The 16,352-nt window shown below is 64.1% G+C and carries 13 protein-coding genes and 2 pseudogenes; 6 read left to right on the top strand and 9 right to left on the bottom strand.

Annotated features, from left to right (window positions below; genetic code table 11):
* Positions 1–115 precede the first annotated feature (115 nt).
* From ABNX08_RS40735 to ABNX08_RS40705, 7 genes are all read right to left on the bottom strand, one after another.
* On the bottom strand, positions 116–754 hold the full coding sequence (locus ABNX08_RS40735; protein WP_349606556.1) for an AraC family transcriptional regulator: 639 nt from the start codon (positions 752–754) through the stop codon (positions 116–118).
* A 34-nt stretch (positions 755–788) separates the two neighbouring features.
* Positions 789–2,087, bottom strand: coding sequence for a CaiB/BaiF CoA-transferase family protein (locus ABNX08_RS40730; RefSeq protein WP_349606554.1), 1,299 nt, complete (start codon positions 2,085–2,087; stop codon positions 789–791).
* A 75-nt stretch (positions 2,088–2,162) separates the two neighbouring features.
* A complete protein-coding gene (locus ABNX08_RS40725) occupies positions 2,163–3,320 on the bottom strand; it encodes an acyl-CoA dehydrogenase family protein (RefSeq protein ID WP_349606552.1) in 1,158 nt (385 codons plus the stop codon).
* Positions 3,321–3,363: 43 nt separating this feature from the next.
* A complete protein-coding gene (locus ABNX08_RS40720) occupies positions 3,364–4,350 on the bottom strand; it encodes a tripartite tricarboxylate transporter substrate binding protein (RefSeq protein WP_349606550.1) in 987 nt (328 codons plus the stop codon).
* Positions 4,351–4,531: 181 nt separating this feature from the next.
* Positions 4,532–5,740, bottom strand: coding sequence for an acetyl-CoA C-acetyltransferase (locus ABNX08_RS40715; protein ID WP_349606548.1), 1,209 nt, complete (start codon positions 5,738–5,740; stop codon positions 4,532–4,534).
* A 49-nt stretch (positions 5,741–5,789) separates the two neighbouring features.
* Complete coding sequence (locus tag ABNX08_RS40710) at positions 5,790–7,097, bottom strand: acetyl-CoA hydrolase/transferase C-terminal domain-containing protein (RefSeq protein WP_349606546.1); 1,308 nt, start codon at positions 7,095–7,097, stop codon at positions 5,790–5,792.
* A gap of 47 nt (positions 7,098–7,144) precedes the next feature.
* Entirely contained in the window at positions 7,145–8,038 is an 894-nt protein-coding gene (locus ABNX08_RS40705; RefSeq protein ID WP_349606544.1) for a MaoC/PaaZ C-terminal domain-containing protein, read from the bottom strand.
* Between the two features lie 340 nt (positions 8,039–8,378).
* On the opposite strand from ABNX08_RS40705, the pseudogene ABNX08_RS40700 reads away from it, so the two are divergent.
* Together ABNX08_RS40700 and ABNX08_RS40695 are read left to right on the top strand one after the other, a co-directional pair.
* Positions 8,379–9,546: pseudogene (locus ABNX08_RS40700) on the top strand (acyl-CoA dehydrogenase family protein).
* A gap of 288 nt (positions 9,547–9,834) precedes the next feature.
* On the top strand, positions 9,835–10,584 hold the full coding sequence (locus tag ABNX08_RS40695; protein WP_349606542.1) for a beta-ketoacyl-ACP reductase: 750 nt from the start codon (positions 9,835–9,837) through the stop codon (positions 10,582–10,584).
* An 892-nt stretch (positions 10,585–11,476) separates the two neighbouring features.
* Here the strand turns inward: ABNX08_RS40695 and ABNX08_RS40690 are convergent.
* Positions 11,477–11,848 (bottom strand): PHA-granule associated protein 4, encoded by a 372-nt coding sequence (locus ABNX08_RS40690; protein WP_349606540.1) that lies wholly within the window; start codon positions 11,846–11,848, stop codon positions 11,477–11,479.
* Positions 11,849–13,031: 1,183 nt separating this feature from the next.
* On the opposite strand from ABNX08_RS40690, the gene phaP2 reads away from it, so the two are divergent.
* The gene (phaP2, locus tag ABNX08_RS40685) at positions 13,032–13,598 is read left to right on the top strand and encodes a TIGR01841 family phasin PhaP2 (RefSeq protein WP_022540387.1); all 567 of its coding nucleotides are present in this window, start codon (positions 13,032–13,034) and stop codon (positions 13,596–13,598) included.
* Positions 13,599–13,893: 295 nt separating this feature from the next.
* Here phaP2 and ABNX08_RS40680 read toward each other — a convergent pair.
* Positions 13,894–14,114: pseudogene (locus ABNX08_RS40680) on the bottom strand (integrase); the annotation flags it as partial.
* A gap of 91 nt (positions 14,115–14,205) precedes the next feature.
* On the opposite strand from ABNX08_RS40680, the gene ABNX08_RS40675 reads away from it, so the two are divergent.
* The 3 genes from ABNX08_RS40675 (at position 14,206) to ABNX08_RS40665 (ending at position 16,231) form a co-directional block, all read left to right on the top strand.
* Entirely contained in the window at positions 14,206–14,388 is a 183-nt protein-coding gene (locus ABNX08_RS40675; RefSeq protein ID WP_349606537.1) for a hypothetical protein, read from the top strand.
* A 100-nt stretch (positions 14,389–14,488) separates the two neighbouring features.
* On the top strand, positions 14,489–14,830 hold the full coding sequence (locus ABNX08_RS40670; protein ID WP_022540384.1) for a helix-turn-helix transcriptional regulator: 342 nt from the start codon (positions 14,489–14,491) through the stop codon (positions 14,828–14,830).
* 9 nt (positions 14,831–14,839) lie between these two features.
* Entirely contained in the window at positions 14,840–16,231 is a 1,392-nt protein-coding gene (locus ABNX08_RS40665) for a type II toxin-antitoxin system HipA family toxin (protein WP_349606535.1), read from the top strand.
* Positions 16,232–16,352: the final 121 nt, after the last annotated feature.

Genomic DNA, 16,352 nt, shown 5'->3' with positions numbered 1-16,352 from the left:
GCCGTTCGGCAAGCCGAACGACGCCAGTGTATGTGCGCCGCTGGTGCGCTGCAATCGCTTATCGGCAAAGGAGATTTCTCGATTGCCGAACGCGCCGGCGGCTGTGCCAGCGGAGTCAGGCCAGCTGCTGCTCGGGCCACTGCGGCACGAACGCGTCGGCCCGTGCGCTGGCGAGGGTCGTCCGCCCCGAGCCCGAGCCCAAGCGCCTGAGGGTGTGTAATGACAGGCCGACGCAGTCGTAGAACGCGGCCTCCAGGTCGCTGCGCTGCGGCCAGCCGATGCGGCGCTTCAGTTCGTCAGCGCCGGCACTGTCGTGCAGGACCTCGAACAGCGCCCGCATCAGCCGCTGGGTCCGGCATAGCTCGGTCAGGGCCGCGCCTTCCGAGAACAGCGTGCGGCGCACCTGGGTGGGCGAAGCTCGCAGCAAGTCGGCGATAAAGGCCGCGCTCCACGTGTGCTGCGGCTGCACAAAGACACGCTGCGATAGTCGGTGATGCAGAGACACGCTGGGTGCGCCCGCGGGCTGCAGCTGGATTTCCAGGCTGCAACAGGCCGGCTGCACCGCGCCGCCGTCCAAGTGCAGGTCGACCGCCTCGAACGGCGCCACCACCACTGGTTGTCCGGGAACGACCAAGCGCTCGAATCCCCGCCGCCGCACCAGGGTCTTGCCCCGAGTCGCCGCGATCACCAGCGGGAAGGCCGGCAGCAGGCATGACAGGTGGACGTGCGAGGCGGCTTGCAGTTGGACGCGCATGGCTTGTGGCAACCCGGGGCGGCGGCGTGGCGCCTTAGACCACGCCCTTGGCGCGCAGCGCTTCCAGTTGCTGCGGGTCGAGCTTCAGGTAGTCGCGCAGCACCTCTTCGGTGTGCTGGCCCAGCGCCGGCGGTGCGTAGCGCAGCGTGGGAGGCGTCTCCGACAGGCGCAGCGGGCTGGCCGCGGTGATCACCTTGTTGACGCTTTGGCCTGTGGGCGGCTGTGCGCCCGGATAGCGCGACTGCTCGATGCGCAGCCCGCGGGAGTGCACATGCGGATCGGCATAGGCCTGGGCGACGTCGTTGATCGGGCCGCAAGGCACGGAATTGGATTCCAGCAGCGTGATCCATTCCGCTGTGGGCCGGGTGCGCGTGAGCTCAGTCAGCATCGGGATCAGCACCTTGCGATTGTTGACGCGGCCGGTGTTGGTGGCATAGCGCTCGTCGCCAGCCCAATTCACCCCCGCTGCGTCGCAGAACCGCGCGAACTGCCCGTCGTTGCCGATGGCCAGCAGCATATTGCCATCGGCTGTGGGGAAGTCCTGATAGGGCACCACGCTCGGGTGGATATTGCCCTGGCGCTGGGGCACGTCGCCAGCGTTGAGAAAGCCCGCACCCTGGTTGGCCAGCACCGCCATGGCCACATCCAGCAGAGCGATGTCGATATGCTGGCCGCGTCCGGTGAAGTGGCGCGCTTCGAGTGCGCTCAGGATCGCGGTGGTGGCATACATGCCGGTGAACAGATCGATCACGGCCACGCCCACCTTCATCGGGCCACCGCCCAATTCGCCGTCGGCCTGGCCGGTGATGCTCATTAGGCCGCTCATGGCCTGGATCAGCAGGTCGTAGCCGGGGCGGGCCGCGTAGGGGCCGGTATGGCCGAAGCCGGTGACCGAGCAGTAGATCAGGCGTGGGTTGATCGCGCTCAGGCTGTCATAGTCCAGCCCGTAGCGCTTGAGCCCGCCGGTCTTGAAGTTTTCCACCACCACGTCGCTGTGGCGGGCCAGTTCGCGGATCAGTTCCTGCCCCTCGGGCTTGGAAATGTCCACGGTGACCGAGCGCTTGTTGCGGTTGGCCGCGGTGAAATAGCTCGCTTGCCGGGTGGGCGCGCCATCCTCGCCTGACAAGAACGGAGGACCCCAGTGGCGGGTGTCGTCGCCTTCGCCGGGCTTCTCGATCTTGATCACGTCGGCGCCCATGTCCGCGAGATTCTGTGTGGCCCATGGCCCGGCCAGCACGCGCGAGAGATCGAGCACCCGGAGGTGGCTCAGCGCGCCGGTGCGCGGCGAAGGGGACGGCAGGTCTGGGATGGGGGTAGCGGCGGAATCGGTCATGAGAATGCTGGTGTTTCCTTCTAGCTGCCCTGTCACGAGGACGGGTAGCGGTACTGCTGAATGTTGGCGCGGCCCTTAGGCGCCGCGCGCCTCGCGGATCATGTTGCGGGCGATGATGACCTGCTGGATCTGGGTGGTGCCTTCATACAGGCGGAACAGGCGCACGTCGCGGTAGAAACGCTCGATGCCGTACTCGGAGATATAGCCAGAGCCGCCCAGGATCTGCACCGCGCGGTCGGCCACGCGGCCCACCATCTCGGTGGCGAACATCTTGCAGCACGAGGCTTCGGTGGAGACGTTCTTGCCGTCGTCGCGGCGGCGCGCGGCGTCGATCACCATGCATTCGGCCGCATAGAGCTCGGCCTGGCTGTCGGCCAGCATGGCTTGGATCAACTGAAACTCGCAGATCGGCTGGCCGAACTGCTGGCGCTCCAGCGCGTAGTTCAGCGCGTCGCGCAGGACGCGCTTGGCCACCCCGACGCTGACCGCCGCGATATGCAAGCGGCCCTTGTCGAGCACCTTCATTGCCGTCTTGAATCCCTGGCCTTCCTTCAGGCCGATCAGGTTGGCGGCCGGCACGCGCACGTTCTCGAAGATCACGTCACAGGTGTGCGCGCCTTTCTGGCCCATCTTCGCGTCGCGCTTGCCGAAGCTGATGCCCGGCGTTTTGGCGTCGACGATGAATGCGGAGACCCCCGCCGAGCCCTTGATGTCGGGGTTCGTGCGCGCCATCAGTGTGAACATGCCGGCCTGAGGCGCGTTGGTGATAAAGCGCTTGGTACCGTTGACCACGTAGTGGTCGCCATCCTTGATGGCGGTGGTGCGCAGCGAGCCGGCGTCCGAGCCGGCGTCGGGTTCGGTCAGCGCAAACGAAGCCAGGATTTCGCCCGTGGCCAGACGCGGCAGCCAGGCGGCCTGCTGTTCCGGCGTGCCATCCATCAGGATGCCCTGCGAGCCAATGCCCACGGTCGTGCCGAGCAGCGAGCGGAAGGCCGGCGAGGTCTGGCACAGTTCCATGACCACGCGTACCTCTTCCTCCATCGTCAGTTCCAGGCCGCCAAAGCGCTCGGGGATGGTCATGCCGAACAGTCCCATCTCGCGCATGTCTTGCACAATATCCTGCGGGATTTCGTCGGTTTCTGCGACCAGTGCCTCGGCGGGCACCAGGCGCTCGCGCACAAAGCGGCGCACGCTGTCGAGCAAGGCTTCCAGGGTGTCGTTATCGCGGATCATGTCAGGTCTTCCTAAATATCTGGTCGGTGTCCGGGGAAGGGGCTCAGTCCAGCGTGACGCCCTTGAGCACGCTAGCCCACTGCGTGCGCTCGCGCGCTGCGGTGTTCACTACGTCCTGCGTGGTACCGCTCCACTGTTCGTAGCCGAGTTCGGCATAGCGCTTCTTGAGCCCGGCGTCTTCCACGGCCTTTTGCACCGCCGCCGCCAGCTTCTGCGTCAGCTCCGGCGCCACGCCCTTGGGCGCGTAGATGGCGTACCAGCCGCCGGCCTCGTAGTCCTTCAGGGCAGGAATGCCCGCTTCGCGGAAGGTCGGCACGTTGGGCAGCGACGGGTTGCGCTTGGGCGAACCTACGGCGATAGGCTTGACCTTGCCGCTCTGTACATAGCCGCTGGCGGTGCTGATGATGTCGAACATCATGTCGATCTGGCCGCCGATGGTGTCGGTCATGGCCGGCGCATTGCCCTTGTAGGGAATGTGGTTCAACTCCACTTGCGCCTGCCGCGCGAACAGCGCCATGGCGACGTGATTGGAGCTGCCCACGCCGGAGGAGCCGTAGCTGAGCTTGCCGGGGTGTGCCTTGGCGTAGGCGACCAGTTCCTGCGTACTCTTGAAGGGTTCCTTGTTGTTGGCCACCAGCATGTTGTAGTAGCGCGCCACCGGTGCCACTGGTGTGAGGTCCTTGGCCGGATCGTACGGCAAGCTTTTCATGATGTTGGGCGCAACCGTCAGCGCCGCGCTGGCGGCGAACCACAACGTAGCGCCGTCGGGCTTGGCGCGTACCACTTCATAGCCGGCCAGCGTGGCATTGGCACCAGGTTTGTTGTCGACGATGACATTGGCGTTCAGCGTCTTGCCCAGCGCCACCGCGAACAGCCGCGCGGCTTGGTCGGCGGGGCCGCCCGCGGCGTAGCCGACCACGAGGCGGACCGGCTGGCCGTTGCCCTGCGCGGTGGCAGGAGCGCTGGCCAGCGTTGTGGCGCACAGAGCCAGTCCGGACAAGAATAGGTGGCGGCGTGAGGTGGAAATCATAATACTCTCCTACGTAATGCGAAAATGCAGGCACAGCCCAATTACAGTTCGGTAGCTCAATCGCTACCTTCATTCTCACGAATACCCCTTTGGGGCACGTGAGCCGGAGCCAGGCGTCATTAGAAGTCACCGGATCCCCGCTTTCGCGGGGACGACGGTGGCTTGACAGCGTTGCGCCGGATCAGCAGCGCTCAAACACCGCGGCAATGCCTTGGCCGCCGCCAATACACATGGTTTCCAGACCATAACGACCGCCGCGGCGCTGCAGTTCGTGCAGCAGCGTGGCCAGGATGCGCACGCCCGTGGCGCCGATCGGGTGGCCCAGCGAGATGCCCGAGCCGTTCACGTTGAGCTTGTGCTCGATTGCATCCTGGTCGTTCCAGTCCCAGCCCTTGAGCACGGCCAGCACCTGGCAGGCAAAGGCTTCGTTCAGTTCCACCAGGTCCATCTGGTCGAGCGTCAGGCTCAGGCGCGCCAGCAGCTTCTTCACCGCGGGCACCGGGCCGATGCCCATGTGCGATGGCTCGCAGCCCGCGGCGGCCCAGCCCACCAGCGTGGCCATGGGGGTGAGGCCCAGTTCGGCCAGCTTGTCTTCGGCCACGATCAGGCAGGCCGCCGAGGCGTCGTTCTGCTGGCTGGCGTTGCCGGCGGTGACGGTGCCGTTGGGCATCAGGGCGCGCAGCTTGCCAAGGCTTTCGCGCGAAGCATCGGCGCGAAAACCTTCGTCGCGCGCGAACTGCAGCGGATCGCCCTTGCGCTGGGGCACCTGCACGGGAATAACCTCGGCATCGAAGCGGCCTGCCTCCCAGGCCGCCGCGGCGCGCGCGTGGCTGCGCACGGCGAAGGCGTCGGCCTGCTCGCGGGTAATGCCGTAGTCGCGCGCCAGGGTCTCGGCCGTTTCGATCATCCCGGAGATCTTGCCAAAGCGTTCGTCCGGCTGGGAACGTTCGCGGCCGCGGTCAAGGCGGTCGTAGAAACGCACATTGCCCGAGCGCGCGCCCCAACGCATGTCGGTGGTGTAGTACTCGATGTTGCTCATGCTCTCGACGCCACCTGCGATGACCACGTCGGCAGCGCCGCTTTGCACCATCATCGAGGCCGTGACGATGGCCTGCAGGCCGCCGCCGCAGCGGCGGTCCAGCTGCATGCCCGGCACTTCGACGGGCAGGCCGGCCTGCAGCGCGGCCCAGCGGCCCACGCAGGGTGTTTCGCTGTTGGCGTAGGACTGGGCAAAGACCACGTCATCGATGCGCGCGGGGTCGATGCCGCTGCGCTGCACGACGGCGCGTACTGCGGTGGCGGCCAGTTCCTCGACAGGCACGGGGCGCAGGCTGCCGCCGAAGGTGCCGACGGGGGTGCGAAGGGGGGTGACGATAGCGGCTCGGCGCATGGAAGTCTCCTTGGAAATTTATTTTGGGTAGGCGAAGCAGGGCAATTGGTCAATGCGTGCCTGGAAGGGCCACGGGATGCACAACAAACGCCGCGCCGCACTGGCGCAGCAAGGCATGGGCCTGGCGCTCCAGGTCCTCGCGGTGTTCCGGCGCGGCGATGTCCAGCAGGCGGCGCACGCGCTGCGACAGTGTCTGGCCGCGCAGGTCGGCCACGCCGTGCTCGGTGACGATCAGGCCCGCGTCGGACCGGGGCGTGCTCACCGGCCCGGACAACTGCGCGACGATGCGGCTCGCACCCTTGGCGGTTGCCGGCAGGGCGACGATGGGCAAGCCCCCCCGGCTGCGCGCCGCGCCGCGCAGGAAGTCCACTGCACCGCCCACGGCGCCGACATAGACCCCAGCGGCGACTTCGGCGTTTACCTGGCCGGTGAGGTCGACCTCGATGGCGGAGTTGATGGCGGTCAGCTTGTCGATGCTGGCGAGCACCTCGGGGTGATGGGTATAGCTGGTCTCGCGCAACTGCAGCCGCGGATTGCGGTGCGCCCAGCGCCGCAGCCGTTCGCTGCCCATCAGGATGCCGGCGATGCCGACGCCGGCATCGATGCTCTTGCGCGCGTTGGTCAGCACGCCCGCTTCAGCCAATGCCGCAATGCCGTCGCCGACCGCGCCACTGTGCAGCCCCAGGTCGCGGCGGTCATGCAGCGCCGCCACCACGGCCTCCGGGAGGTTGCCGATGCCCATCTGCAAGGTGGCGCCGTCCTCCACCCAGCCGGCAATGTGGCTTGCGATGGCCTGTTCGGCCGGGCCGGGAGCGCTACGGTCAAGGCTGATCGGGGCGTGCAGCGCTTCGACCGGCAGGTCGATATCGTCCGCGGTGAGGTAGTGGCTGCCGTGGGTCCATGGCACCTCCGGGTTCACTTCCGCGATGACGACGCGGGCGCGGTCGAGCGCAGCGGGGATGTACTCGTGCACCAAGCCAAGGCTGTAGCGCCCCTGTTCGTCGGGGGGCGACACCTGCACCAGCACCACGTCCGCGCGCAGCGTGCCCTGCCGAATCAGCCCGGGCAGGTGCGAATAGTGGCTGGGCACGATGTCCAGTACGCCGGCCCTGGCCAGCTGCCGGTGCGGGCCGCTGGCGGCATAGCCGAAGAAATCGAGCACGTCGGCCTGGGCCGGCTGCAATGTGTCTGACTGCCCGATGCCGACAAAGACACTGAGCCGTCCTCCCTGCGCGATCGCATGCCGGTGTTTGACCAGCGCGCGCGTCAGCGTCAGCGGCTCGGCGGTTGCTTGCCCCCACCAGAGGTGGTCTCCGGGGCGGATCAGGGTTTGCAGGCGGGAGGAGAGGGTGTGCATGTCCACGGGGCAAAAGTCAGTCGGCAAGCAGGCGGCGCTTTCTCGTTTCAGGCGATCTCGGCCCAGCCGTGGCTGAGCACGATCTTGTCGCGCTCCAGCACCTTTGCCCGCAGCTGATAGTGGGACGGGTTCTCCGGCATGCGCCAGATTTCGGTGACCAGGGTTTCGCCGGGAAACACAGGCGCGGCAAAGCGGATGTCCAGCGCGCGCAACCTGGTCGGGTCGTAATCGGCGCATTGGCGTACCAGTGCGTGCGCCACCAGGCCGTAACTTGCCAGCCCGTGCAGGATCGGGCGCCCGAAGCCCGCGGCCCGGGCCACCGCCGGGTCTGCGTGGAGGGGGTTGAAGTCGCCCATCAGGCGATACAGCAGCGCGGCCTCGGGGCGGATCGCCTGTGTGTCGGTGAAGTCGGGCGCACGGTCCTCCGGGCTCGGACGCAGCGCGGGCAGCGGCGCATCGCTGGGCTGGCCCCCATTCAGCTGGCTGTAGCCGCCGTCACCGCGCAGGAACGTTACCTGCTGCACCGTCGCCAGCAGCTCGCCTTGCCCCGTTTCCAGGCGTCGCTCGGTGACCATGATGGCGCCTTTGCCTTCGCCCTTGTCGGTCAGGTGGGTGATGCGATTGTGACCGACGATGTCGGCGCTGGCCGGCAGGGGGCGGTGCAGGCGCATGCGCTGCTCGCCGTGCAGCAGCTTGACCCAGTCGATGCCTGTGTCGGCCTCGCGCGCCCAGAAGCCTGGATAGCCCAGCACTACGGCTTGCGCAGGCAGGGTGCGCAAGCCGCCGGCGGCGCCTTCGAAGACAAAGGGCAGGGAAGCCGCGTCCAGCGGATCGTTGCCCAGCCCCAGGCTGAGTGCATACAGCATGGTGTCGCGCTCAGTGTAGTGCTGGCGAACCGGGGAGAACGGACGCTGCTTGAGGTGGTGGTAGCTGACTGCCATGTCCTTTGTCCCTATGTCATCGTCAGGAAATTGCGCAAAGCATGGCTCCAAAGCAGGTTTTGCGCTATTTGACAATGCTAATGGTGGGCTTTAGCGATTGCGAAAGCGGGGGCTTAACCTCAATCGAAGGCGCGCTTTGGAAAAGGCTGATTGCCGAGCGGGGCGGACGCAGCGACCATTGCGGCCATGACAAGGAGGCGGGCGTTCCACATTGCCGGGGGGCGCCTCTCACCGATCGGCGCGAGGACCCGCATTCCACTGCGCCGCAACACCGTCCAATAGCCGACCGAGCGCTGCTGCTGCCAGCAAGCGCTGATGACATTGACCGCCAACGACGCCGATGATCGAACAGACCCAATCGAACAACTTCCAGGAAATCCGTGATGCCGTGCGCGCGCTTTGCGCCGAGTTTCCGGACGAATACTTCCGCAAGGTGGACGAGCAGCGCGCCTATCCCGAGGCGTTCGTCAATGCGCTCACCGACGCTGGCTGGCTCGCGGCGCTGATCCCGCAGGAGTACGGCGGTTCCGGGCTGGGCCTGACCGAGGCCTCAGTCCATCATGGAGGAAATCAACCGCTGCGGCGGCAATTCCGGTGCCTGCCACGGCCAGATGTACAACATGGGCACGCTGCTGCGGCACGGCTCCAAGGCGCAGAAGGACAAGTACCTGCCGAAGATCGCCTCGGGCGAATGGCGCCTGCAGTCCATGGGCGTGACCGAACCTACCACCGGCACCGACACCACCAAGATCAAGACCTCTGCGATCAAGAAAGACGGCCGCTACGTCGTCAACGGCCAGAAAGTGTGGATCAGCCGCGTCCAGCACAGCGACTTCATGATCCTGCTGGCGCGCACCACGCCGCTGGCCGAGGTGAAGAAGAAGAGCGAGGGGATGTCCATCTTCATGGTGGACCTGCACGAGGCGTAGAAGAAAGGCCTGACCGTGCGAGCGATCCCCAACATGGTCAACCACGAGACCAATGAACTGTTCTTCGAGGACCTGGAGATCCCCGAGGAGAACCTGATTGGTGAAGAGGGCAAGGGCTTCAAGTACATCCTCGATGGCCTGAACGCCGAGCGCACGCTGATTGCGGCGGAGTGCATCGGCGACGGCTACTGGTTCATGGACCGGGTGACCAAGTACGTCAAGGAGCGCGAGGTATTCGGGCGCCCCATCGGCCAGAACCAGGGCGTGCAGTTCCCGATCGCCGAGTCCTTCATCGAGCTGGAGGCGGCAAACCTGATGCGCTGGAAGGCCTGTGAGCTGTTCGACCAGCACGAGCCCATGGGCGCCCAGGCCAACATGGCCAAATACCTTGCGGCCAAGGCGAGCTGGGAGGCCGGAAATGCGTGTCTCCAATTCCACGGCGGCTTTGGCTTTGCCTGCGAATATGACGTGGAGCGCAAGTTCCGGGAGACGCGCCTTTACCAGGTGGCGCCGATCTCCACCAACCTGATCTACTCCTTCGTCGCCGAACACGTCCTGGGCCTGCCGCGGTCGTTCTGACAGGCGACTGGCGAAGGCCGGCAGGTGCTGGTGTTTTTTCCACCCGCATCGGCTGGGCGTGATCGGATGAGGAGCTGTGGCCCAGGCAGCGTGCACCGTCATGGCGGTATCCGCATCGGGCCTCTCGCAATCTTGCGAACTTCATTGTGCGCATAGACCTCGCGGCCGATACACCAGTGCTTCAAAAATCTACGGACGCCGCATGATGGAAATGGTCCATCAATGCGTTGCAGACAGCGACCACGCCGCGACGGCATCCGCCGCTACGGCTTAACGAGAGGAATGGAAATGGATCTGCTAATCAAAGATCGCGTCGCGATCGTCACCGGGTCGGCGCGAGGCCTTGGTGCAGCAACGGCTCGCCGGCTGGCTGAAGAGGGCGCGCGAGTGGTAGTGACAGACGTACTGCGCGAGCGAGCGGAAGAGACCACCGCGGCGCTGCGTGCCGATGGCCTGCAAGCCCATTGCGTGATCGCTGACATCACCAAGGCTGAAGAGGTGGACCGTCTGGTGAAAGAAACGATTGCGCAGTTCGGCGGGGTACATATCCTGGTCAACAACGCCGGTTTCCCGCGGGACAAGTTTCTGGTGAAGATGAGCGAGGAAGATTGGGACCTCGTCATGGAGGTTATGCTCAAAGGGGCGTTCTTGGCGACCCGGGCAGTGATGCCGCATTTCATCGAACAGGGCTGGGGCCGCGTCATCAACATCAGCTCGCGCGCGCACCTGGGCAATCCTACGCAGGCCAACTACTCAGCTGCCAAGGCGGGGCTTATCGGAATGGCGAAGGCGCTGGCAATCGAGGAAGGGCGCTATGGTGTCACAGTGAACTGCGTTGCACCAGGTTTCATCGAGACGGAGATGGTGCAGGCGTTGCCGACGTACGAGACCATCAAGGAGCGTGCAGTGCAGATGCAGCCGGTCAAGCGCGTGGGTCGTCCGGAAGATATCGCCGACGCGGTCGCTTTCCTAGCCTCGGAGCGCGCGGGCTTTATCACTGGCGAGGTACTGCATGTGAGCGGGGGGCGCTTCGGCTAAGCCAAGCGTCGACTCATGCCAGCGCTTCTGGAAGCATTTGTGCGGGTTTGTGGCGTGTGTCCTTTGCGCAAGATAACGTCCTTTTGGCGCACACAAATCGCCGCTGTGGTTGCGCTATCCACCACCCTGCATTTGCGCCATCGGCAGGGTCGTTACCACAATTGTTCTGTTGGTGCCATCGCGGTGAGGTACGCACGGGAGGAGGGCAGGTTCGACGGATTGGAGTAGATGCTCAAAGAGGGCAGAAAAGAGGGGCTCCCGCGAGCACTGTTTGGGGATTTACCACGGGGATGTACTGCAGTGTTTCATTGCGCGCGGGCGGACGAAATTGTCCGGGAAGCGCAGTAGTTAAACAATCCCGAAGAACAGAATCGCAGCGGATTGCTGCGTGGTTTGGCGTTCGGTGCGCTGGAGCCGGACATCGACACCCGCCGAGGTCCGGTTTTGTTTTAGTGGCGTGTCGCCGTTGTCAGATTATGTACCCCACGACGCACGCAGTAATGCCAAGATGGCGGCCTGCAGGCGGGCGTCCCAACAGGGAGGATAGAGCGAAATTCCGCTGCTGGTCACTATCGCCCTAAGATTCCGTACATGCGACGAAGACCACTGATAGCAAGTGCCGTAGCAGCGGGCATCATCGTTGCCATCCTGCCGTTAATGCTGGCTTTGCGGCTGTCGTACAAGGGGGCGATCGCCCAGGAGCAGCGCAAGCACAATGAGTTGGCGGACCGTGGTCGGCCAGACGCCCGACGATGAGGTTGCCGACGACGTTGGCTAGGCCATAGCCATTAGCAGCCAGGGAATGGCCTTGACCGAAAAGCCCGTCACCTCAGTGAAGATCGGCGAAAAGTAGCTGAAAGCCGTAAGGTCGCGCCGATGATGAGCGCGCTAGTCAGCCCCACACTGTATCGACGTCCCGCAGTAGATGCCCGGCCAGGATGTAGTCTCCAAGCTTCAACGCCCTAGTCTCCAAGGTTGCCAACTCCGCGGCTGGCAGCTCGACCAATGCGAACTGGCAGTAAAGATTCCTTTGCCGGAAGGACACCTTCGGTCGACTGAGGCCGGCGATGAGCGCCGCGTGCGACTTAACGGCGATACTCTCATGTCCGCGATACTCCACGCGGATGCCTGCCTTCTGGCCCAAGCGCCCGAGTTCGATGGCATCCTGCCAACCTGATTCGTAGTCTAGTTCGACTAGTGCTATCCCCGCTGCTTCCAGGAGTCTAATCGCTTCGTCTTTGGTTCCAGCTCGAGCCGTCGTCATTTTTGTCCCCGTTCAAGTTCAAGTCTACCGGCGCACGGCCCGCCAGCTCGCTTCTATGTCGCACTGAGTTCAACTCATTGTTATTCTGGTCACTTGGACCAATGGCAAGGCCCGTTGCCCATGCCAGCCTCGCCCACCCCGTATGCAACCACAGGGAGCGTTCAGTCTCGCCCAAGATTTTGGTCAAAGTGTCTCTTAATTCTGACGTAAGAAAATTCTAAGTCAATATGGGTTGGCCCTGAAGTCCTGCGCGTGACTACCCGGCAACGCGGGCTCTCTCCCCGGCGGCCACAGCTGCAAACCGTCTCTGCGTCCTAGTGATTCGTAGAGGCCTGGCGGCCTTGAAGCTGCTTTTTTTACAGAAGCTCGAGTGGTCGCCGTAGCCTATTGGCATGGCTAACCGCTGCGACGAATTTCGTAGCGCAATCGCTCTCTGGACTTCGCCCATCGCGCTAAAACATGCCGTCCGGTCGGTCGGAAAAACATCCGACATGAAATTTGAATTCATATCAAGTTGTGATATATCAATTTCGAACCAATTCGCACGTGGTAGGCGAACAAAAAGAGCACTAGGGATTATCCCGAACATAACCGCTATTCGTATTGAACTGTCGGTGGCGAGGAGCTAGGATGTTCTTTCGGAGCGCGAATACAAGCGCTCACCAGCCAGAACCTCGCGTCCGAGAGGAAAGAAGCGGTCTGTATGCGCCAGGCCAGCTGTCACGGACGGCAGTGAAATGTCCCGTAGCAAAAATAGACCTACAGCTTAGGAGACGACACGACTGTGCTGAGCCATCATGAGTTTGCCACGCTGATGCTGGTAGACGACAACTCTGGCCCAACGGAGCTAGACCGCGCGGATGTGGAGGCGCTGCTCGCGCATCATCTGATTAGGCTTGAGAGCTTTGGGTCCAACCACAGCCGACCTCAGGTCACAATCGAAGGCTACGCTTTTCTCCGAGCCGTCGGGCGTGTTCGCGCAAGCGATTCTTGGCCATGCCGGGCCTCGCAATGAGTTCATTCCTTTAACCCGTAGAGACTGCCGGCGCTGGCGCTCTCACGGGCTTCCCTGTCGGCCTCCGCCGCAAGGGTCGCGACGTTGCAATTGTCATTCACTCGATTCCCACCATAACGCCCTGCCACCGGTTAGTTCGGGGGACGGGCCGCACTTAGGAGATGCAAAATGACTCAGTGGACAGCAGAACAATGCACGAAAACGCAATTGGCGGGCCTTGAAGCCCTGGTCGGACTAACCAACAAGGCGGTTGAGGGCTTCGAAAGAGTGATGGAGTTGAACCTCCAAACAATGAAGACGACCATGGAGCAGACCCGGGAGGGCGTAATGAAAGCCCTCTCAGTCCAGAACCCACAAGAGCTCGTCGAACTGCAAATCGAATTATTTCAACCTGCAGCCGACAACGTTTTGGCGTATCGGCGTCAACTGCAGGACATCCTTGCTGCAACGCGGGCGGAGTTCGAGAAGGTCGTCGAAGTCCAATACACAACAGGCAAGGGCCAACTGCAGAGTCTCATTGATAGCGCGGTGAGCAACGCCCCATCAGGCTCGACGGCTCCGCTGGCCGCCTGGCAGGAGGCCGTAAAGGCGACCACTACGCTCTATGAGTCGATGCAGTCGACGGCAAAGCAGGCCGTGGAAGTCGCCGAGAACAGTTTCAATACGGCTGCGGCGGCAGCCTCGAAAGGCGCGCGGCATCGTACAGCGCAGGCGTCTCCGGCAGCTGCAAAGTAGTTCGGCGGTTGGCGCATTCACGGTACCGAGAGGGCCAAATTCTCGGAGATACTGGGTCTCGGGTGAGCAGGGGCGCCGGTGTTCCCCTGGCTGGCCCCACTGCTCTGTGTGGCAGCCTGTAGCCAGCGGGAGGGGCTAGGGCCGCCGCTTGAACCGTCGGACCAGCTGCCTCCACGCTGGCTTGCCTTCTTCACGGGACGGGCCTCCATGCCGCGACCACGACCTGATCCGACGCCACCGTCGCGCGCGACGATTCGCACCATTCACCAACTGGGCGACCGCATTCGAGCAAGCCCCGCAGGCGCTCCGCGGCCATGCCGAATACCTCTTTCAGGATCGGTGCAGCGCGCCGCGTGACAGGGGTTTCTCGCGACCCTCGCTTCCAATCACCGGCAGCACCAGCGGGCGCGTCTCCCCGAACTGCGGGGTAGGTGGCAACTCGTGGGCGCGACGGTAGCGCGCCAGTTCGGCGATCAGCTCGTCGGTCGCCGGCACCAGCCAGGTCTTGTTGCCCACTGAGGAACCCGAAACCCCCCAGCGCTATGCCGGTGGGATGGCGTATGGGCTACACCGCCAACAGGCGCGCTTCCCCGACGCAGGCAAGGGCATGGCCATCTTCAACGCCCTGCATGACTTCCTCGGCAAGCGCCGTCCAGGAAGCCTTCCCCGGGTCCAACTCGATGAGAAGGTTTATGCCTTTTGCGTCATATCCGTCAAGCTGAGTGAGGCGGAAGGATCGAAACGATCTAAGATGTTTACAATCATGGACGTTAAGCGGGATAAAGTCTAAGTTTGGGAACATATGCCGGTCTTGACCACCAGCGCCACCACCGCTAACATGTTCGTAATCACAGACCTAAATCGTCTTATAGTTCAGGATTACGGACATCATGAAACGAGACGAATCTCCACTTCTGCCTCTTTCCCGGTTCACCGAAGCCGAGCAACTCGGTGCGCGTATCACCCAGCTGCGCCAAGGCCTGAGGCTACGCCAGGCGGATGTAGCTGCGCGCGCCGGGGTCTCCCGGGGAACAGCGATCCTGATCGAAAAAGGTGATCCGGGACGGACTCTTACGCAGATCCTGCGCTATGTTCATGCCCTGGCGCCGGAAGTCACCCTGCAGGCGCTCCTGGCAGGGGATGTGCCGGCATTGATCGCCTTGCATGCGCGCAAGCTGCCACAGCGCATTCGCTCGGCAAGCAAGGCGGAACTGCGTGAACTCGATTTCTAAGGAAAAGCCTTGGCCCCTCGTCGCGCTCCCAACAAGGTAGCGGTATTCGCCCACATCGCCGATCAGGCGGAAGGGCATCACTTCGTGCCCGCGGGACTGCTCAGTCGCGAGACGTCCGCGGGTCGGGAAACCGTCAGCTTCGCCTATGGCACGCGTTACCTGCAGCGGCCGAACGCCATTGAGGTAGACCCTCGCGCGCTCACCTTGGCGCAGGCGCGGCAGGCCGAGCCCGGCACGGTGTGGTACCCGCTGCCCGAGGTGAACGAATTTGGGGGGATCCGCGATGCTGCGCCCGACGCCTGGGGCCGCCGCGTCATCGAGGCCGGGCTCAACGCCGCGCCGAACTCGCTCGACGAATTCACCTACCTGCTGGAGGCCGGCAGCGACCGCGTTGGTGCGCTGGACGTGCGGGAGGACACCAAGAGCCTCGCTCACAAGGGGGCCGGGGGTCTGATCGATCTGCCATACCTCTTGCAGGTGGCTGACGCGGTCGAGAACGGCGAGCCCATTCCGGCGAACCTGCTGCCATACCTCGGCGGCGTGCCGTCGGCCGGCGGCGCCCGCCCGAAAGCTTCCGTGCGGGAGGCCGACGGCGTCCTGTGGCTGGCCAAGTTCCCGTCCAAGACCGACACGCTCAACATGGCAGTCCTCGAGGCTGGCGCCCTGGAGATCGCGCGTGCCGCTGGGCTTTCCGTTCCGCCGGTGAAGGTGATCGCGGTCGGGGGCAAGCCGGTGCTGATGATCCGTCGGTTCGACCGGTACTGGGCGCCGGCCGGGCAACCGCTCGCGGCCATGGCGCGCGGCTACGACACTGAGCCCATGTCTGGCTATACGGAGGGCCGCATTGCGCAGGTCAGCGCCTTGACCCTCATGGGATGCCCGGAGATGGAGTCGATGGCCAAGGGCTACAAGGATCTGGCCCAGACGATTCGCGAGCAGGTCGTGGCGTCGTGCGTGAGAGCCGACAACGAGGAGCTGTTTGCCCGCATGGTGCTCAACATCTTCCTGACCAACGACGATGACCACCTGCGCAACCACGCGTTTGCCTACGACACGCAGCTGCAGGGCTGGCGCCTGAGCCCGCTGTATGACGTCGTGCCGCGGGCGTCCGTTTCCATGGAGCGCCGCCTGCACCTGAGCGTGGGCACGCAGGGGAAGCTTGCAACCCTCGATAATGCGATGAGCGAGTTCTCTGCCTTCGTGGCGGACCGGCCTACGGCGCTCGACGTGATTCGCCGGGTATGGGGTGCCGTACGGGGCTGGAAGAACATTTTTGAAGGCCTGGGAGCCACGCCGGATCTGATCCGCACGCTCGAGCAGGCCATCCGAAGCCTCTCGGACATTGCGAGTCCGGCGCTGGAGAAGGACATCCGGCGCGGCGCGGAAGGCAAGGCAGCATAAAAACGGCGAGGAGATCCTCGCCGTTTCCAGTTGCAGGGTGTACTGCTGTCGGCGAGCTGCCAAAGGGCATGCGGATGCCGGCCTTGCAGGGTTTGAAGGCCGTTGCGCAACTGCCCGATTA

The sequence above is a fragment of the Cupriavidus sp. DF5525 genome, from assembly GCF_040149425.2.
In the GTDB taxonomy this organism is placed as follows: Bacteria; Pseudomonadota; Gammaproteobacteria; order Burkholderiales; family Burkholderiaceae; genus Cupriavidus; species Cupriavidus pickettii_A.
The sequence above is the reverse complement of the archived record's forward strand: the minus strand, read 5'-3'. Positions and strand labels throughout refer to the sequence as shown.